Source organism: Acidimicrobiia bacterium (genome assembly GCA_016650365.1).
Classification (GTDB): domain Bacteria; phylum Actinomycetota; class Acidimicrobiia; order Spongiisociales; family JAENVV01; genus JAENVV01.
This window is the reverse complement of sequence record JAENVV010000188.1, coordinates 1-17551: the sequence shown is the minus strand read 5'-3', so window position 1 is coordinate 17551 and position 17551 is coordinate 1. Positions and strand designations below refer to the sequence as shown.

The following is a 17551-nucleotide window of genomic DNA, read 5'->3' as shown; positions in this document are numbered from 1 at the left end:
GTTACGCGCCGGGGCACATATTGTTCGATGCTGACTAGAGGACTTGTGCCCTATTGGATTTTGTGAAACAATTCACAAGGACCATAATGCGCAACGGAGGACAGGACGTTGGAGAAGCGGTCGGTGACCAGTCAGGTAGCTGGAGCAGCAGACGAGGGATGGGGCACCAGTGCCCTACTCGGATCGGTTCTTAGCGGATTGCTCATCGGTTTTCTCCTCGATCGTTGGCTCGGTACCGATCCATGGCTTACCATCGCCTTCGTTTTACTCGGTTCTTACTCGGGTTTCCGCGCCATGTGGCGATACGCCGTCGTGGTCGGTGAACGTCAGGAAGAGGAGCGCCGTCATGCCAGAGACTGAGCACCCGACGGGCAAGCGAGCGTCCACCGATATCGAGGCCGTCATCGCCAAACACACCGTCAGAAGGGCAGTATTCGTAGCCCCGGTGCTCATTGGTTTGTTTGCCGTGTTGCGGGGGACCGACGGGGCGATCGCCTCGGCGGTCGGCTGTGGAGTGGTCGTGATGATGTTCCTTGTCTCGGGCTGGATGCTCTCGATTTCGGCTCGACTGGGGTTGTCTGCCTATTATGCGGCGGCTCTGTTCGGTTTCTTCGTCCGGTTGGGCCTTCTAACCGGCGCGATGATTTTGATTACGAAGTTCACGGACCTAGACAAAATGGCATTTGGTATCACGGCGGTGGTGGCCTACCTCATACTCCTGACCTGGGAGACGGTGGCCATCTCACGCGGAGCGGAAAGGGAACTTGAGTGGATCCATTGATCCTGGCATCCGAGGAATGTGACATTGCCCGCGAGGTGGTGTGTGTTCCTGCCAACGTTTTGGACTTGTTCGAATTCAACTCGGTACCGATCTTCATCGGCCTTGGTGCGGTCATCATTGCCTTGGTTATGTACTTTGCCTTGCGCAAACCCAAGCTGGTTCCTGGCAAGTTCCAGGCGTCTGTTGAATCTTTGATCAGCCTGGTGAGCGACAGCATCGCTCGCGACGTCATTGGGCCCGAAGGCGTGAAATACGTTCCCTACCTTTTGTCTCTCTTCTTTTTCATCTGGGTCGGCAACCTCATGGAACTCGTCCCGGGGATCAACTTCCCGTTCACGTCACGGATGGCAATCCCGCTCACCCTGGCATTGCTGACCTGGGTCATCTTTGTGGTCGAGGGTATCCGCAAGCAAGGTTTGCACTTTTTTCTTGATTTGATTTGGCCACCGGGCGTACCAGTGGCTCTCAAGCCGCTGGTCGGGCTCATCGAGTTCGTGTCGACGCTGATTGTTCGGCCTTTCTCCCTTACGGTCCGGTTGTTCGCCAACCTGGTGGCCGGGCATGTGATGCTCGCTTTGCTGCTGGGCTCAGCCGGATTCTTCCTCCTCGGCGTGTTGGGCGGTGACATCAGCGTTCTCCGGGGATCGATCGGAGCGGCCTGGTTCGTCGTCGGAGTGGCCATCTTCATGTTCGAGGTACTCGTCGGGTTTTTGCAGGCCTACATTTTCACACTTCTGTCAGCGGTATATATCGAATCGTCACTCCACCCACAGCACTGATACAGATTTCAGTTACTGGCCGGCAACGGTCGCATAGAAAGGAAAGCAGGAATGGAACTACTCGCATTGGCTCAGGAAGCCACCACGGGCCTAACCGGTGACATCAGCGGTTCTTTGGCCGTGATTGGTTATGGCCTCGCAGCTATCGGCCCCGGGGTCGGCATCGGCATTCTCGCCGGCAACGCCGTACAGGCCATGGCCCGTCAGCCAGAGGCGGCCGGCATGGTCAGGACGACGATGTTCCTGGGTATCGCCTTCACCGAGGCGTTGGCCCTTATCGGCTTCGTCCTGTTCTTCTTGGCGTAATCGTCATGATTGCCGACGTACTCATCCTCGCCGAAGAGGCGACCGAAAGCTCCGGGATCGACCTGTTGATCCCCACCGTTCCCGAACTGGTAGGTGGTGTTCTGGCTTTCGCGGTTGTTTTCTTCGTCATGTGGAAGTTCGCCTGGCCTCAGATGCAACAGCTCCTCGACAACCGTCAGAGGGCTATTGCCGGGCAGATCCAGGAAGCTGAAGCCATCAAAGCCGAGGCTCAAAGCCTGCTTGACGACTATCGCCAGCAAGTGGCCGGAGCCAAGTCCGAAGCCAACCAAATTGTCGAAGCGGCTCGAAGCCAGGCCGACACGGTAAAGGCAGATCTCATTGCCAAAGCTCAGATAGAAGCCCAAGGCATCGTTGGCAAGGCCAGGGAAGATGCCTTGAGCGAAAAGGCCAGGGCAATGACCGAGGCTCGTCAGGAAGTCGCCAACCTGTCAATTGACCTTGCGGAAAAAGTCGTCGGCAACAGCCTCGACCGCGCCGCTCAGAAGAGCCTGGTCGACAACTACCTGGCTTCTTTGGAAGGGGCCTAAACCTCCATGTCGAGTGACGATCGGATTTCACAGTACGCCAGCGGCATCTTCGCGATTGCCAAAGGTGAGGGTGAGCTCGACCGGGTTCGCGCCGAGCTTCTTGAGATCGGCCGGGCTTTTCAGAGCTCGAATGAGCTGCGTGATGCGCTCAGCAACCCGCAGCTGCCGGCCGAGCGCAAAGAGGCCATTGTCAATGATCTACTTGGCTCTCGGGCGACCGATCTCACCCGCAACGTCGTATCGCTAATCGTGGGCATGGGGAGGGCTAACTCCATTCCGGCCATCGCCGATGCCCTGGCTGAAACGGCGGCGGCTTCTTCGAACAGAGAAGTCGCAGAGATTCGCACGGCGATCGAGCTCGACGATGAAACAGTGGGCCGCCTGATCAGTGCGCTCGAACGAAAGACGGGCAAGTCGCTCGAAGCCAAGGTTGTGGTCGACCCGACCGTGTTGGGCGGCATTATCGCCCAGGTCGGTGACACCGTAATCGATGGTTCGGTAAAGAAGCGGCTCAGCAGCCTCCGCCAGGCACTCAAGGCATAGGAACCAGGAGTAACGATGTCAGAGATGACCATCAATCCCGAAGACATCACGTCGGCCCTCAAAGCGAACCTGGCCGACTGGTCGCCTTCCATACAAACTGAGACAATCGGGTACGTGACGGCAATCGCCGATGGCGTTGCCCGCGTCAAGGGACTTCCCGCCACCATGGCTTCGGAGCTCCTTGAGTTCCCGGGTGGTCTGCTCGGTGTTGCCCTTCAGATCGACGAAGCCGACCTCGGTGTCGTACTCATGGGTGAGTACAGCCACGTCGAAGAGGGCTCCCCGGTTCGACAGACCGGTGACATTCTTTCCATTCCGGTTGGCGATGCGATGCTCGGTCGCGTGATTGATCCGCTCGGCGCTCCCATCGACGGAAAAGGCCCGATTGCGACCACCGAACGACGCATGCTAGAAACCCAGGCGCCGTCGGTCGTCCAACGTCAGCCGGTCAGTGAACCTCTCCAGACCGGTATCAAGGCCATCGATGGCATGATCCCCATTGGCCGTGGACAGCGAGAGCTGATTATTGGTGACCGTCAGACCGGCAAGACGGCCGTCGCGGTCGATGCCATCATCAACCAGAAGGGCCAGGACGTAAAGTGCATTTACGTTGCCATCGGTCAGAAGGCATCGACCGTCGCCGAGGTCGTCGCCTCATTGGAACGTAACGGGGCCATGGAGTACACCGTCGTTGTGTCCGCCACCGCTTCGGATCCGGCCGCTCTCCAAATGTACGCTCCGTACGCCGGGTCGGCCATCGGTCAGCACTGGATGTACAACGGTCAGCATGCGCTCATCGTCTTCGACGATCTATCCAAGCAGGCTGTGGCCTACCGTGAGATTTCCTTGCTTCTGCGTCGCCCACCGGGCCGTGAAGCCTATCCGGGTGACGTCTTCTACTTGCACAGCCGCCTGTTGGAGCGTTGCGCCAAGCTGTCAGACGAGCTCGGCGGAGGGTCGATGACGGGGTTACCGATCATCGAGACCAAAGCAGGCGACGTCTCGGCATTCATCCCCACCAACGTGATTTCGATTACCGACGGACAGATCTTCCTGGAGACGGACTTGTTCTTCTCCGGTATTCGTCCGGCCATCAATGCTGGTATTTCGGTGTCGCGAGTTGGTGGCGCGGCGCAAATCTCTGCTATGAAGAAGGTGGCGGGTTCGTTGCGTTTGAACCTCGCCCAATTCCGTGAGTTGGAAGCGTTCGCCGAATTCGGTTCCGAGCTTGACGATGCCTCACTCTCCCAGTTGGAGCGGGGCCGGCGGGTCGTCGAGACGCTCAAACAGCCTCAGTTCTCGCCGCTACCCGTTGAGGAGCAGGTGCTGGAGATCTACGCGGTCACCAACGGCCTGTTCGATGATGTGCCGGTTGAACGGATTGTGAAGACCAACGCCGCCTTGCGGACGTTTGTGAAGACCCGCAATCCCGAGTTACTGGATACGATTCGCCAGACCGGGAAGCTGCCCGAAGCCGACGCCCTCGATGCGGCGATCAACGCATTCAAAGAAACACTTGGGGAGTAGGTAAGTGGCCAGCGCTGAACTTCGCGATACCCGACGGCGGATCAAGTCCGTCCAGTCGACGATGAAGATCACGCGCGCCATGGAGCTCATTTCCGCCTCGCGGATTCCCAAAGCGACCTCGAGAGTGAATCAGTCGAAGCCGTATTCGAACAAGCTTGTCGAAGTGATTCGCAACGTCAGCGGAGCATCCGGGGGAGCATCCCACCTGTTGCTCGAGGAACGATCAGTCGAAACGGTTGGCATCCTGGTGATCGCCTCGGACCGTGGATTGGCTGGAGCCTATGCCTCGACGGTCATTCGGATCGCCGAACGACGCGCCCTTGAGTATCTCGGGCAGGGTAAGAATGTACGCTTCTTCGCGGTTGGCAAGAAGGCTCAGTCGTATTTCGAGTACCGCAAGTACAAGGTCGATCGAGCCTTTCTGGGCGTTACCGATGCTCCCGGTTATGGTGACGCCAGGGCGGTCGCCAACGTGGTGATGGATGCCTATGCGAGCGAAACCATCGATTCGCTCGATGCTGTCTTCACGCGATTCAAATCGGCGGGTTCCCAGGAGGCAATGCTGACGGCGTTGTTGCCGATTACTCAGGTCGGGGAGGAATCGGAGGGGGAGCCGTCCAAGTCGATTGACTATTCCTACGAGCCATCACCGGGCGAGATCCTGGATCGTCTACTTCCGAGGTATGTAGAAGCGACCATCTTCTCGATGCTTCTCGAAGCTTCCGCCTCGGAGCATTCTGCCCGACGGAGGGCTATGAAAGCGGCCACCGATAACGCCGAGGATCTGATCAGGGCGCTAACCCAGCGTGCCAACCGGGCCCGGCAGGCAGAAATTACAACAGAGATTTCCGAGATTGTTGGCGGCGCCGAAGCGCTCAGCCAGGCATAAGAAAGCATAAGGAGTACGCAACGTGGCAGAAGTAAAGAGCGTCGGGCGAATCATTAAAGTGGCCGGTCCGGTGGTGGATGTTGAGTTCCCGCCCGATGGTCTGCCTGAGATTCTTTTTGCGTTGGAAGTTGACCTGACGCTCGCCGGTGAAACCAAGACGATTATCGCCGAGACGGCCGCACATCTTGGTGGTGGGCGGGTACGGGCCATCGCCATGTCCGGTACCGACGGTCTCGTTCGAGGTGCCGAAGTCCGCAATACCGGCGGCCCGATCACGGTACCGGTAGGAGATCAAACGCTCGGTCATATCTTCAACCTTTGGGGTGAGTCGCTTGACGCTCCCGAACTGGAGTTCACCGGTGAGCGCTGGCCCATCCATCGTCAGCCTCCGATCTTCGAGGATGTCGTACCGCAGACCAAGGTGTTCGAAACGGGCATCAAGGTCATTGACCTGCTCTCGCCATATCTCGAGGGCGGGAAGATCGGCTTGTTCGGTGGTGCCGGTGTCGGCAAGACCGTCCTGATTCAGGAAATGATCAACCGGGTCGCCACCCACCATGGTGGTGTCTCGGTGTTCGCCGGCGTTGGCGAGCGCACCCGTGAAGGTAACGACCTCTTTTTGGAAATGCAGGAGTCGGGCGTTATCGAAAAAGCTGCGCTCGTCTTTGGCCAGATGGACGAGCCACCGGGCGTCCGTCTTCGGGTGGCCCTGTCGGCTTTGACAATGGCCGAATATTTCCGCGATGTGCAGAATCAGGACGTGTTGCTCTTTATCGACAACATCTTCCGTTTCACTCAGGCTGGCTCTGAAGTGTCAACGTTGCTGGGTCGTATGCCGTCCGCGGTGGGTTACCAGCCGACCCTGGCCGGCGAGATGGGCTTCCTCCAGGAGCGAATTACCTCGCTCAAGGGCAAGTCGATCACCTCACTGCAGGCGATCTACGTCCCTGCTGATGACATCACGGACCCTGCTCCGCACACGGCCTTCGCCCACCTTGACGCCACGACCGTGTTGTCTCGACCATTGTCCGCCCAGGGTATCTATCCAGCCGTCGACCCGCTTGACTCGACGTCGCGAGCGCTTGATCCTCAGGTGGTCGGTGAGGATCACTTCAACCTCGCCGCCCAGGTGCAGCAGGTCCTCCAGCGGTATAAGGACCTCCAGGACATCATCGCCATTCTCGGAATCGACGAGTTGTCAGAAGAGGACAAGCTCATCGTCGGTCGGGCCCGGCGGATCACCCGGTTCCTCGCCCAGCCGATGTTTGTTGCCAAGGCCTTTACCGGCCAGGAGGGCATCTACACGTCCCTTGAGGAATCAATGGCCTCGTTCAAGTTGATCCTTTCTGGCGAGATGGACAAGTACCCGGAACAGGCTTTCTATATGGTCGGCGGCGCCGACGATGTCATGGCCAAGGCCCGGGACATGGAGAAGGTAGGCGCCTGAGTTGGCTGCCAGCTTCCGTGTTGACGTCGTTTCCCCCGAGGCCACATTGTGGTCGGGGGAAGCCACGTTCATCGTGGCAAGGACCCCTGACGGTGAGATTGGCATCATGGCCGGCCACGAACCGACCATGGGTGCCCTGGTAACCGCCGCGGTGCATGTTGAGGGCGCCGATGGGAAGAAAACCACCATTGCGGTCCACGGTGGCTTCATCCAGGTCCTCGACAACCAGGTCACTCTGCTAACCGACCGGGCTCAAATCGTCGAGGGAGACGCCAACGAGGCCCGATTGGCCGCCGCCGCCCTGGCGGCTATCGAAGATGAGGCCTAGGCGAAGAAATCGCTTCTTCGCCGGGTGAAGCAAGCTCGCGGTGATCCTGATGATGGCTGGCTACGCAGCCAGGTGAGCGGCGAACTGGTGGACCTGTTCGGGTAGTCCATTGCGGATCGCACCCGTTATGAGGGGGAACATCATTGCGGCCAGGAGACCCCTGGTCTGCAGATCGAGGGTGATGGTGACCCGAACCCCGTCCTCGCCGGGCACCAGATTGGCGGCAATGGTTCCGGCGATCTCTGACGTTGATATGTGCACGACCATGTCTGTCGGGCGTGAGGACAAGCGAACGTCGGCTTTTCCTGCGTATTCCTTGCCGGCAACCACCGCGGTAAACAGATAACCGGTCAGATTGCCACCCCCATCGAATGTGGCTTTACTCACCTCTGTGATGCCGGCAACCGTTGCCCATGTGAGGGGATCTTGAAGGCCGGCCCACGCCTGATCGAGGTTGGTGGCCGAAGAAGTCACGGTGTGGGTGAAATGAGCTGCCGGCATGGGAGGAGAGCGTAGCCGGATTCCTCAGAGGGCCCTGACGATCTCCTTGAGTAGCTCCATCGTGGCCGGCTCGCATCGCTCCCAGGTGGCGTTGGTGGTTACCACGACGCCCATCCCGATGTCGTGGAGAATGATGGCGGCTGCGAAGAATGTGTCGGCTGAACCGGTGTGTCCGCTGATGTTGTGACCGGCGAATTGTTGACGTCCCCATCCGTAGCCGTTCTCGTGGACGGTCCGGATGACCCGCGGGCTCAGCGCCCCGGACCCCGACGACAGTGCTTCGAGGTTGGCGTGCTGCCATCGCAGGAAACTCATGAATGACATGTGAATGTCCCCGGCTGGCGCTATCCAGGGTTCGAGTTGATACGAGTCATCGGGCGGATGAGGAACCAGTCGTCCATCTATGAGCTGGTGTCCCCACGGATTGGATGCTCGAGCGGCGGCAGGCCACCCGAATCCGGCTGCCAGATCGAGGCGTTCAAAGATCCGAAGGCGCACCGCCTCTTCCCAGCTGGAATTCGTGAGCGTGTCGATTACGGCACCTACCACGGCATACCCGGCATTCGAATAGCGCATGGCTGTGCCCGGCGGCGAGCTGTCCCGATGGCCGAGCACGAACTCAGCAAAGCCCCGGCGATTCTGGACGGCGTCTTTCGGAAGCTCGGGCATCCCAAGCAGCTCGCGCTCCTCTTCGAATGGGGGGAGTCCTGCCGTGTGGTTGAGTAGCTGGGCGAGTGATGCCTCGGTCGGGAGGTCACAAACGCTGCTGATCGGCTCGTACCAGTTGATGAGGCCTTCTTCGACCAGCTCAGCTGCGACCGTGGCGGTGATGGCCTTGGCACAGGATCCAAGATGGAAATGGTCACCGGATCGAATGGGACTGTCGTCGATCAGGGAGCGAACTCCCGATGTGGCCAGGACCATTTCACCCGTGAGGGTGACGATCCCCAGGGCGGCACCCGGGGCAGCACCACCCCGTATCAGTTCGTCCAGTAGCGACTGGTACTTGGACTCCGTTGCGAGTTTGACCATTTCGCTGAGTGTATCGAAGCGTCGCTGCAAGGTGCGGTCAATGGGTTGGGCCGACCACTAATGTCACGGACTCATGGCATTCAATAGTATGCAGTACGCCGTCCTACTGGCGGTGGTGTTTGGTCTTTACCGTCTACTGCGGCGCCGCGAACAGAACCTGTTGCTCCTGGTTGCTTCCTACGTTTTCTATGCCTTCTGGGATTGGCGATTTCTGTCATTGCTGTGGATCTCGACACTGGTGGATTTCGCCGTCGGGAAACGGATGGGCTCCTCGAAGGACCCGGTCGTCAGGAAACGACTTCTACAGGTTTCGATGGCGGTCAACCTGGGAATCCTCGGATTCTTCAAGTACTTCGGGTTCTTTGCCGATTCGGCTCGTGAACTCCTCGAAACCCTCGGGATACAAGCGGACTTTGTGACCCTGCACATCGTGCTGCTGGTCGGAATCAGTTTCTACACGTTCCAGACGATGTCGTACACCATTGACGTCTACCGCAGGGAGCTCGAGCCAACCGACAATCTGTTGACCTTTGCCGTTTTTGTGGCGTTCTTTCCTCAACTGGTGGCCGGTCCGATTGAACGGGCCAAACGACTGTTGCCCCAGTTCCTGGCCGATCGGCCCAAGCTCACGGGGGCGGATCTTTCGTCAGGACTGTTGCTCATCTTCATCGGGCTGTTCAAGAAGGTGGTCATTGCCGACGCGCTCGCGCCGTTCGTCCAAGAAACGTTTGAAACGGCGGGAACCGCAGGTTGGATGCAGCTGTTGGTAGCCGTTTACGCGTTCAGTTTGCAGATCTACGGCGACTTTTCTGGCTACTCGTCCATCGCCAGGGGGTCCGCCAGGTTGCTTGGTTTCGACCTCATGGTGAACTTCAACCAGCCGTATTTGTCACGCAACATCACCCAGTTCTGGCGCACCTGGCACATCTCACTCTCGACCTGGTTACGCGACTATCTCTACATACCCCTCGGGGGAAGCCGCAACGGGGCGGTCGCCACCCAGCGAAACTTGATGGTGACCATGCTGCTCGGAGGCCTATGGCATGGCGCGGCATGGACGTTTGTCGTATGGGGCGGTTTGCATGGACTCTATCTGGTCATTCATCGTCGATTCCGCAGCCGATCCGAGCGCTCGGAAACGGACCCGCCCCGATGGGGCGATGTGCCTGCCGTGCTCCTGACGTTCCACCTGGTTGCCCTCTCATGGGTGTTCTTCAGAGCTGACTCCTTCCCACAGGCATGGGACGTACTATCGGGTATCGCTACAGCCCGCCACGCCGACGGCATCCCCTATGGCGGTTTGGTGCTGGTGGTTCCCGCCGGTCTGGCGGTCCTGTTTGTCGATCTCGTGCAACGCCGCACCCGACGCCACGAAGGCCTGCTTCAGCTTCCCGCCTTCGCCCAAGGGTTGGTCTACGGTGCGTTCTTCATGGCGATCGTCTTGTTCTCTGGTCAAGAAGTTGTCCCCTTCCTATATTTCCAGTTCTGATGCGTCGTTCGCTCATTCTTGGATTCCTCGTCGTGGTGCTGCTCCTTGAAGGGGGAGCCCGTTTGCTGGCGCCGCACATTCCCGGCCAACTCTTGTGGGACAACCAGTTCACCCAGGACAAGGCAGATCAGATCGACCGGGCTGGTCAGGTTGACGTTGTGTTTATCGGGTCGTCAGTCGTGAATGCCGGAATTGATTCGGGTTTTGTCGGAGAGGAAAGCCGGTTCTCGTCGGGTTACAACGCGGCAATTCCCTCGACTACTCCGAGTACCTGGAAGGTCTGGTCACGTGATCTCGTCTGGCCGGATTTGTGTCCGGAGGTCGTAGTCATCGGGATATCGATCCGTGACTACAACGATGCCAATCCGGGGATTTCCTACGACCTGCGCGAGTACCTGCCATCGGCTGGTCGGTTGGGCTTGTACGGTCAGTTCAGCTGGGCTTCACTCGAACAGCAGGTCGGGCGCTTCTCCACGTTCGTCCGGATCCGCTCCCGGCTTCGGGAACCTGAGAACGTTGCTCGATATCTGGTGTGGGGGCGAACCCCTGGCTGGCCGGTCACCGTACTCACCGACGGAGGGCGGTTTCAAGGCTTTGATAACAATGTGTACCAAGTACCTACCCAAGCCGGGCTCGATCAACTCGCACAAGAGGTCTTCGTGAACTTCTCAGTTGGCGGCAACGAAGATCGGGCGGTTCGAGCGATGATCGAGGACGCTACTGGTTTGGGGATGCGAGTTGTGGTCGTCAGGATGCCGACGCTCAATGAGGAGTTGTCTGTGGTTCTCCCTGACGGAATGGCTGATGTTCTTGCGTTTGAGGAGGCAATCGGCCAACTTGGAGTCGACTACAACATTCCAGTAATCAGGTATGTCGACATGGACGACGACCGGCAGTTCTTCTCCGACTTATATCATCTGAATCTCTCCGGAACCGAGCTGTTGTCTCGTCGGCTCGGGTCAGATCTCCAACGCCTGTTCCCGGAGCCGACCGAACACCGGTGCGGGATCCGGCCGGCTGAGCCTGAAGTGGCCGGCCGTCCGTGACTCCCACCGAGTTCCTAAGGGTGGTAGTCGATCGCGATCGACTGGCGCTGCTCGGGCGGGCGGCGCTGGGACCCTTTTCGGTTACCGACTTCGCCGAGACAACGGGGGGCGATCGCAAGAAGCTGCTCCTGGCTGCCGCGCGGCTCCGTGAGGCGGGACTGCTCAAGGAAGATCATTCACTCAACGGAGAGGTCTTTGATCAGCTCGGTGCCCAACTCCCCGATGAGGAGCGAGCCGCTCCCGAAATCCTGGCCGGAGACTGGTCTGAAGATGAAGTCAAGGTCCTCAATGCCTTCTTTCAGGGCACCCGGTTGATTTCCATCCCGACGAACCGCACAAAACGTCTGGTGGTTCTTGAGCGCCTGGTGCAGGCGTTTGAACCGGGGGTTCGGTATCCGGAGCGTCAGGTGTCGTTCATGCTCCAACTCTTCTTTTCGGACTATGCAGCGCTGCGTCGGTATCTGGTCGATGAGGAGTTACTCGCCAGGGCCGATGGGGTCTACTGGCGCATTGGCGGCCGGTATCCGGGTCAAACCAGGCCAACTTGAGCATCCGGCTATCCTGGCTGCCATGCCTGGACTAATGGCGTTTCACGCCCATCCCGATGACGAGACCACTTCAACCGGCGGCACACTGGCCTGGTACGCCGACCGGGGCGAAGAGGTCGTTGTCGTCACGGCAACCGACGGCGCCGAGGGGGAAATTCACAATTACGAGAACCCGGACGACCTCAAGCCACGGCTTGTCGAGATGCGCGCCGAAGAGCTTGCCAATGCCTTGAAGATTCTCGGGGTTCAGAATCACGAGTTCCTCGGATATCGCGACTCGGGAATGATGGGTACGGAGCCCAACGCAGACGAGCGCTGTTTCTGGCAAGCAGATTTTATGGAGGCAACCGGTCGGCTCATCAAACTTATCCGGAAGTATCAGCCCGAAGTTCTGGTGATTTATGACCCGTTTGGTGGTTATGGACATCCTGATCACATCCAGGTTCACAGAATCGGCCTGGCTGCCTACTGGGGTGCCATGGATCTGGGACGGTTTCCGCTGGCCGGCGGCGAAGAATTGTGGCGGCCGTCGAAGGTGTATTGGTCGGCGTGGCCCCGCACGAGGGTGGCCGGGTTTGCCCTCGCCAGGCTTGAGGCCGGTTTGATCAATGACGATGAGTATGAACAACAGCGTCACGGTGGCACACCAGATGAGATGATCGACGCCTGGATCGACGTCAAGGATCAGTTCGGTCGCAAAGAGGACGCCTGGAGAGCGCACAGAACTCAGATTCCCGAGGATTGGTTCTTCTTTCAGGTTCCTGCCGACATTCGCCCGACGGTATTCGGGTTGGAGTCTTTTGTACGGATCTTTTCAGATGTTGATGTGGCGAGTCCCGAAGACGACCTCTTCACCGGACTCCGATAGGCCCGGACGACCGAATGACTGCGGCTCAGCGATGGCGGGAGCAGCTCGAAGCCTGGGCAATTCCACAAGAGCTGCTCGACGCGGTTCCGTGGAATCCATACGAGTGGCCGGCAGATCTCTTTGCCAGGCGAGATTCCATGGCGGCCGATGGGCACATTCCTGAACGACACACCCGCAAAGTTATTCGGCGCTTCAGACCAGGATCGATGATCGATATCGGAGCCGGAGCAGGTGGGAGTTGCCTCGACCTGGCGGCCGAAGGGGTCTCCGTAACCGCCGTCGAGCGTGACGCCGGAATGGCTGCCAAGCTTCGAACCGTGGCAGCTGAGCGAGGGCTCAGTGTTCTGGTCGTAGAAGGTGGTTGGCCCGAATCGGCTGGTCTCGCTGATCGCGCTGATGTCGTTACCTGTTCGCATGTGATCCACAATGTCCCGGATCTGGTGCCGTTCTTGACCGCGATGCAGTCGGCTGCCCGAACCGCAGTCGTTATCCAGGAGTTCGAGAACCATCCATGGGCCCATCTCGGGCCGTACTACCGGAAGCTCCACAACCTTGACCGACCCGTCGGGCCGACCGTTGACGATCTGGTCGCAGTCATCGAGGAGTCATTGGACGTGGCTCCGATCGTTGAACGTTGGGACGGCGGGGCGCCGATGTGGTTTGCGGATCGAGAAGAGCTCCTGACGTTCTACGGCAGGCGGCTGCTGGTACCCATCGACCGTTGGGCGGAGCTCGAAGCGGCCCTTGACCCGGAGATCGTGCAACTCGATGCTGGGCGGGTCCAGCTCGAGGACCGGCAGAAATCATTGGCCACCGTCTGGTGGCGGGTCTAGGCGAGTCGGCAAAATCGAAGATCCGACGGATCGCTGTTTCATTCGTTGCATCGGGCCGGGTTCGTCCGGCGGCCTTGGTTGGCGGAAGTGGGATTAGTAGTCCAGGTTCGGTCGCCACTAGCCTCCTCGTCCTGATGCTCCTCGTACGAGATGTCCGTATAGAAGCGGGTGTTCGGGTCCTCCTCGAAGACGTTTCATTCACCGTTCAAGCTGGCGACAAGGTCGGATTGGTCGGGCGGAACGGCGCGGGCAAAACGACGCTGATGAAGACGCTGATCGGCAAGACGCAGCCGGCCGACGGCACGATCACGAAGACCGGTCGAGTGGGCTATTTCTCGCAGGAAGTCCCACTCGACGAACTTGAGCATCCCGACATGACTGCCCTGGAGCGCATCCTGACAGCCCGTGATGTCGGCGGAATGCAACGCGGCATTGAGCGAGCTCGATTGAAGATCGAACACTCGACCGGTGAGGAGCAGGAACGAGCCATCCTCCAGTTCGGTCGGCTGCACGACGAGTTTGAGGCCAAGGGCGGATTTCAACTGGAAGCCGGCGCCAAGGCGATCGCGGCGGCCATCGGCATTGACAACGAGGACCTTGACCAGCCGGTGACTTCAATGTCCGGTGGTCAACGACGGCGAGTCGAACTTGCCCGGATCTTGTACTCAGAAACGGACATCTTGTTGTTGGACGAGCCAACCAACCACCTCGACCTTGATGCGAAAGCCTGGCTGATGGACTATCTCGAAGCCTATAAAGGCGGCCTGTTCGTCGTGAGTCATGATCTCCCGCTGCTCGACCAGTCGATTACGTCGGTGTTGGCGCTGGAGAACGGCCGGATTGAGGCGTACCGTGGTAATTATTCCCACTTCCTCGATGAGAGCGAAAAGCGCCGTGTTCAGCGAGAGCGGGAACGTAAGACTCAGCAGGCCAAGATCGATCAATTGGAAACGACGATTCGCCGGTTCAAGGGTTCAACCGAGAAGATGGCTCGCAAGGCCAAGACCATGGAGACTCGGGCTGGTCGCCTCCGCCACGATCTCGTGGAAGTAGCCGCCCGCGGCAAGGCGGTCAATGTCTCGTTTCCACAACCAGATCCCTCGGCTCGGACCCCACTCGTTGCAGACGGGTTGGCCAAGTCGTACGGCGACAACCTGGTGTTTTTGGACGTCAACGTCGACACCAACCGTGGGGAGCGGATCATCATCATGGGACTCAATGGGGCCGGGAAGACGACACTGTTGCGGATCCTGGCCGGCGTGGAGACCGCAGATCTCGGCGAGGTCGAGCTCGGCGCCAAAACCACGATTGGCTACTACGCCCAGGAGCACGAGCAGATCAAACCAGGCGTCGAGGTGATCGACCATATGCGCGAGGTATCGGACCAGCCCGATCAGACACTGCGCTCATTGCTCGGCCATTTCCTGTTGGCCGACAAGGTTGATCAGGATGCCGCCACTCTGTCAGGTGGGGAAAAAACCAAGCTGGCGTTGGCCCAGTTGGTGGTCGCTCGGCCGAATGTTCTCCTGCTCGATGAGCCAACCAACAACCTGGACCCCCAGGCCAAAACGGCCCTGCTTGGAGCGCTCAACGCCTATAGCGGCACCATCATCCTGGTTTCCCATGATTCCGACTTCGTCGCGGACCTCAAGCCGGACAAGGCCATCCTTATGCCTGAAGGAACCATGGCCTATTTCGACGAATCAATGCTGGAACTCGTCGCGCTCGCGTAGCCATGCCACCCAATCGGCCAGGCTCAGGCCGTGAACCGGTCGAACCAAGCCTGGCAGGCGCGCGTGAAGGGCTCCGCCTCCTTCTCGAGAGCGATCACCAGTTCGGCGGTGGTGGTGCGGGCCTTGTCGATCATCCAGGGCGGGTAACCGTACAGCTTCTGGTGTTCGATGAATTCGTCTTCGTCGTCGATATACACCTCGCCCCCAGCAGTTCGAACGACATCGAGATCCAGGTCGACCATCTCGATCCGGTCGCCGTTGATCTTGGGCGGCGTGATGATGTCGAGGAAATGGGTTAGTGGGCGTTCGCTGTTGAATACGAGCGACCACCAGGCGTCGGGGACCGAGCAAAAAACCCACGGGTGCATCGTAGTTGTGATGGGCCCGTTCCCTTTTTGTTGTTCAGAGCCCGGCTCGCATCCCAGCCAGGTGCCGTGCTCGTCCTTACCAAGTACGAGCAGGTTTTCATGGCGCCAATGAGGAACGTCGGGGTACTTGAAGAACTGCAAGCTCATCCGGTCGACCATTCGGGTAACTTAGCTGGCGTGGATGTGGAAGGTCTCGTTTCGTTCGTGGACTCTGAGTTGTCGGGTCTGGCCGATGCCGAGCGCGCCAGCCAGATGGCCGCCTACATGAAGACCGACACGCCCTTCTATGGGGTCGGCTCGGCGGACCTCAAGTTGGTTCTTAGGGAGGCGAAACAGCTCTTTCTCGTCGAGACGCCAGACGATTATGAGTTATCCGTGCTGGGTCTTTGGAACCAGCCACAGCGTGAAATGAAGTACGTTGCTCTGGGGTATGCCACCGAACACAAGAAGTTCGTCGCCGTCGAGTGGATCGATCTTTACGAGCGATTGATCGTTGAGGGGGGATGGTGGGATCTGGTCGACAAGCTGGCGATCCACGCCGTTGGCCGGGCTCTCCTGAAGCAACGGACCGAAGTCACTCCGATCGTGCGATCGTGGATTGACAGTCAAGATATGTGGCTACGAAGAAGCGCCATCATCTGCCAGGTTCGCCACAAGCTGGAGACAGACGAGGCATTGCTGTTCGACCACTGCCTGGCCCGCCTGCCCGAGAAGGAGTTCTTCATTCGCAAGGCCATAGGCTGGGCCCTCCGTGACTACTCCTGGTTCAATGCTGAGTCGGTTCGCCGATTCCTTCTTGACCATCGGCACGAGATGTCCGGATTGACATATCGGGAGGGTGCCAAGCGTATCCCTGACATGCCTCCGTACCGATGAAACAGAGTGCCGGGATCCTGGCGTACCGGTGGCGGGAGGGCGATCTGGAGATGTTGATCGCCCACCCGGGCGGTCCGTTCTGGGCACACCGTGACGACGGGGTGTGGACCATCCCGAAAGGCGAGACAGGGGACGGCGAGGCTCCACTGTTGGCGGCCAAACGGGAATTCTCCGAGGAACTCGGCGTCCGGTGCCCGGAGGGTCCGTTCCTCGAACTTGGCTCGATCACCCAGAAGTCCGGCAAGATCGTTACGGCCTGGGCCGTCGAAACCGAGCTTGATCCCGAGGCAGTGATGTCCAACACCTTCACCATGGAGTGGCCGCCAAGGTCGGGTCAGGAGGCAGAGTTTCCTGAGATCGATCGGGTCGAATGGGCCAGCCCGGCCCGGGCCAAGGCCAAACTGAATCCTGCCCAAACCGAGCTGGTTGACCGACTCCTCCAGCTGGTCAAGCTATGAGGTCGATTGGATCAATCGATAAGTGCAAGACCCCAATGTCGAGCGTTGCAAGCGTCCCCGCCGGATGCCGGCCTGTCTCAATGTAGGTACCGTCCCTCAATGCATATACGATGATGGTTGGTTCGTCCGGGTCGATGATCCAATAATGTTGGAGGCCGGCCGATGCGTATTTGTGGAACTTGCGAATCATGTCTCGGGCTGGTTCGTTTGACAAAACCTCGACCGCCAAATGCGGGACGGGCCCAAGTCGTGGTTGATCCTCAGTGCGGTCGAAGACGATGACGTCGGGGATGAATTCGTCCGTGGCCGGCTTCCAAGCCCACTCCGAGAGTACGTCGAAGTTCGCCATCGACGTACTCGCCGCGTACTTCGGCGCCGAGCGACTCGTACGTTTCCCGATCCATGGTGACTCGTTCACCGGTCTGCAACATGGCATACACAGTACACCTCCAGATCGCTCATCAGCACCGGGCCAAAACGTATCGCATGACTGTGACGAAAACGTGATTCCGCATCGCGAGGCGGTCCGGTGCCGGGACTGAGGTGTTACGTGGTCAACTGGCCAGATTGGGATCAGCTGCCAGGTGCCCCTGATGGTCGGCGGATGGGTTGTCGGGGAGTCCGGATGCTGCGGTGCGGCGAGGACCTTAG

Annotated in this window: 22 protein-coding genes; 18 read left to right on the top strand and 4 right to left on the bottom strand. The window is 59.1% G+C overall.

Annotated features, from left to right (window positions below):
• Positions 1-108: 108 nt before the first annotated feature.
• From JJE47_11400 to JJE47_11355, 10 genes are read left to right on the top strand one after another with little or no spacing between them, the layout of a single operon-like run.
• Complete coding sequence (locus JJE47_11400; GenBank protein MBK5268027.1) at positions 109-360, top strand: AtpZ/AtpI family protein; 252 nt, start codon at positions 109-111, stop codon at positions 358-360.
• Entirely contained in the window at positions 347-781 is a 435-nt protein-coding gene (locus JJE47_11395; GenBank protein MBK5268026.1) for a hypothetical protein, read from the top strand. The genes JJE47_11400 and JJE47_11395 overlap by 14 nt, the downstream gene beginning before the upstream one ends.
• Positions 778-1560 (top strand): F0F1 ATP synthase subunit A, encoded by a 783-nt coding sequence (gene atpB, locus JJE47_11390; protein ID MBK5268025.1) that lies wholly within the window; start codon positions 778-780, stop codon positions 1558-1560. The genes JJE47_11395 and atpB overlap by 4 nt, the downstream gene beginning before the upstream one ends.
• A 51-nt stretch (positions 1561-1611) precedes the next feature.
• A complete protein-coding gene (gene atpE, locus JJE47_11385) occupies positions 1612-1866 on the top strand; it encodes an ATP synthase F0 subunit C (protein ID MBK5268024.1) in 255 nt (84 codons plus the stop codon).
• 5 nt (positions 1867-1871) lie between these two features.
• On the top strand, positions 1872-2414 hold the full coding sequence (atpF, locus tag JJE47_11380) for a F0F1 ATP synthase subunit B (GenBank protein MBK5268023.1): 543 nt from the start codon (positions 1872-1874) through the stop codon (positions 2412-2414).
• Positions 2415-2420: 6 nt separating this feature from the next.
• Positions 2421-2957 (top strand): ATP synthase F1 subunit delta, encoded by a 537-nt coding sequence (gene atpH / locus JJE47_11375; GenBank protein ID MBK5268022.1) that lies wholly within the window; start codon positions 2421-2423, stop codon positions 2955-2957.
• A gap of 15 nt (positions 2958-2972) precedes the next feature.
• Positions 2973-4484 (top strand): F0F1 ATP synthase subunit alpha, encoded by a 1512-nt coding sequence (locus JJE47_11370; GenBank protein MBK5268021.1) that lies wholly within the window; start codon positions 2973-2975, stop codon positions 4482-4484.
• 4 nt (positions 4485-4488) lie between these two features.
• Positions 4489-5373 carry a F0F1 ATP synthase subunit gamma gene (locus JJE47_11365; GenBank protein MBK5268020.1) on the top strand — a complete coding sequence of 295 codons (885 nt, stop codon included), beginning with the start codon at positions 4489-4491 and terminating at the stop codon, positions 5371-5373.
• A 22-nt stretch (positions 5374-5395) separates the two neighbouring features.
• The gene (gene atpD / locus JJE47_11360; protein MBK5268019.1) at positions 5396-6820 is read left to right on the top strand and encodes a F0F1 ATP synthase subunit beta; all 1425 of its coding nucleotides are present in this window, start codon (positions 5396-5398) and stop codon (positions 6818-6820) included.
• Between the two features lies 1 nt (position 6821).
• Positions 6822-7148 carry a F0F1 ATP synthase subunit epsilon gene (locus JJE47_11355; GenBank protein MBK5268018.1) on the top strand — a complete coding sequence of 109 codons (327 nt, stop codon included), beginning with the start codon at positions 6822-6824 and terminating at the stop codon, positions 7146-7148.
• 60 nt (positions 7149-7208) lie between these two features.
• Here JJE47_11355 and JJE47_11350 read toward each other — a convergent pair whose 3' ends face one another.
• Positions 7209-7649 (bottom strand): SRPBCC family protein, encoded by a 441-nt coding sequence (locus tag JJE47_11350; protein MBK5268017.1) that lies wholly within the window; start codon positions 7647-7649, stop codon positions 7209-7211.
• A 24-nt stretch (positions 7650-7673) separates the two neighbouring features.
• Positions 7674-8681 carry a beta-lactamase family protein gene (locus JJE47_11345; GenBank protein MBK5268016.1) on the bottom strand — a complete coding sequence of 336 codons (1008 nt, stop codon included), beginning with the start codon at positions 8679-8681 and terminating at the stop codon, positions 7674-7676.
• A 73-nt stretch (positions 8682-8754) separates the two neighbouring features.
• Here JJE47_11345 and JJE47_11340 point away from each other — a divergent pair, with 73 nt between their 5' ends.
• The 6 genes from JJE47_11340 (at position 8755) to JJE47_11315 (ending at position 15198) form a co-directional block, all read left to right on the top strand.
• Positions 8755-10170 carry an MBOAT family protein gene (locus JJE47_11340; protein ID MBK5268015.1) on the top strand — a complete coding sequence of 472 codons (1416 nt, stop codon included), beginning with the start codon at positions 8755-8757 and terminating at the stop codon, positions 10168-10170.
• Positions 10170-11216 carry a hypothetical protein gene (locus JJE47_11335; protein ID MBK5268014.1) on the top strand — a complete coding sequence of 349 codons (1047 nt, stop codon included), beginning with the start codon at positions 10170-10172 and terminating at the stop codon, positions 11214-11216. Before JJE47_11340 ends, JJE47_11335 begins: the two co-directional genes overlap by 1 nt.
• A 245-nt stretch (positions 11217-11461) precedes the next feature.
• On the top strand, positions 11462-11764 hold the full coding sequence (locus JJE47_11330; protein MBK5268013.1) for a DUF2087 domain-containing protein: 303 nt from the start codon (positions 11462-11464) through the stop codon (positions 11762-11764).
• Positions 11765-11786: 22 nt separating this feature from the next.
• On the top strand, positions 11787-12632 hold the full coding sequence (locus tag JJE47_11325; GenBank protein MBK5268012.1) for a PIG-L family deacetylase: 846 nt from the start codon (positions 11787-11789) through the stop codon (positions 12630-12632).
• 14 nt (positions 12633-12646) lie between these two features.
• Positions 12647-13465: a methyltransferase domain-containing protein gene (locus JJE47_11320; protein ID MBK5268011.1), complete on the top strand. Its 819-nt coding sequence runs from the start codon at positions 12647-12649 to the stop codon at positions 13463-13465.
• 134 nt (positions 13466-13599) lie between these two features.
• Positions 13600-15198, top strand: coding sequence for an ABC-F family ATP-binding cassette domain-containing protein (locus JJE47_11315; protein ID MBK5268010.1), 1599 nt, complete (start codon positions 13600-13602; stop codon positions 15196-15198).
• Between the two features lie 23 nt (positions 15199-15221).
• On the opposite strand, the gene JJE47_11310 is transcribed toward JJE47_11315, so the two are convergent.
• Complete coding sequence (locus JJE47_11310; GenBank protein ID MBK5268009.1) at positions 15222-15725, bottom strand: YgaC family protein; 504 nt, start codon at positions 15723-15725, stop codon at positions 15222-15224.
• 18 nt (positions 15726-15743) lie between these two features.
• Here JJE47_11310 and JJE47_11305 point away from each other — a divergent pair, with 18 nt between their 5' ends.
• Positions 15744-16442, top strand: coding sequence for a DNA alkylation repair protein (locus JJE47_11305; GenBank protein ID MBK5268008.1), 699 nt, complete (start codon positions 15744-15746; stop codon positions 16440-16442).
• A complete protein-coding gene (locus tag JJE47_11300) occupies positions 16439-16900 on the top strand; it encodes an NUDIX domain-containing protein (GenBank protein MBK5268007.1) in 462 nt (153 codons plus the stop codon). Before JJE47_11305 ends, JJE47_11300 begins: the two co-directional genes overlap by 4 nt.
• Here JJE47_11300 and JJE47_11295 read toward each other — a convergent pair.
• A complete protein-coding gene (locus JJE47_11295) occupies positions 16890-17318 on the bottom strand; it encodes a Uma2 family endonuclease (GenBank protein ID MBK5268006.1) in 429 nt (142 codons plus the stop codon). The genes JJE47_11300 and JJE47_11295 overlap by 11 nt on opposite strands.
• Positions 17319-17551 lie beyond the last annotated feature (233 nt).

Excerpts from the sequence above, each read along its gene's own strand:
- JJE47_11395 (MBK5268026.1), top strand. The coding sequence starts at position 347 with ATGCCAGAGACTGAGCACCCGACGGGCAAGCGAGCGTCCACCGATATC.
- atpE (MBK5268024.1), top strand. The coding sequence starts at position 1,612 with ATGGAACTACTCGCATTGGCTCAGGAAGCCACCACGGGCCTAACCGGT.
- atpF (MBK5268023.1), top strand. The coding sequence starts at position 1,872 with ATGATTGCCGACGTACTCATCCTCGCCGAAGAGGCGACCGAAAGCTCC.
- atpH (MBK5268022.1), top strand. The coding sequence starts at position 2,421 with ATGTCGAGTGACGATCGGATTTCACAGTACGCCAGCGGCATCTTCGCG.
- JJE47_11370 (MBK5268021.1), top strand. The coding sequence starts at position 2,973 with ATGTCAGAGATGACCATCAATCCCGAAGACATCACGTCGGCCCTCAAA.
- JJE47_11350 (MBK5268017.1), bottom strand. The coding sequence starts at position 7,649 with ATGCCGGCAGCTCATTTCACCCACACCGTGACTTCTTCGGCCACCAAC.
- JJE47_11345 (MBK5268016.1), bottom strand. The coding sequence starts at position 8,681 with ATGGTCAAACTCGCAACGGAGTCCAAGTACCAGTCGCTACTGGACGAA.
- JJE47_11340 (MBK5268015.1), top strand. The coding sequence starts at position 8,755 with ATGGCATTCAATAGTATGCAGTACGCCGTCCTACTGGCGGTGGTGTTT.
- JJE47_11335 (MBK5268014.1), top strand. The coding sequence starts at position 10,170 with ATGCGTCGTTCGCTCATTCTTGGATTCCTCGTCGTGGTGCTGCTCCTT.
- JJE47_11325 (MBK5268012.1), top strand. The coding sequence starts at position 11,787 with ATGCCTGGACTAATGGCGTTTCACGCCCATCCCGATGACGAGACCACT.
- JJE47_11320 (MBK5268011.1), top strand. The coding sequence starts at position 12,647 with ATGACTGCGGCTCAGCGATGGCGGGAGCAGCTCGAAGCCTGGGCAATT.
- JJE47_11315 (MBK5268010.1), top strand. The coding sequence starts at position 13,600 with ATGCTCCTCGTACGAGATGTCCGTATAGAAGCGGGTGTTCGGGTCCTC.
- JJE47_11310 (MBK5268009.1), bottom strand. The coding sequence starts at position 15,725 with ATGGTCGACCGGATGAGCTTGCAGTTCTTCAAGTACCCCGACGTTCCT.
- JJE47_11300 (MBK5268007.1), top strand. The coding sequence starts at position 16,439 with ATGAAACAGAGTGCCGGGATCCTGGCGTACCGGTGGCGGGAGGGCGAT.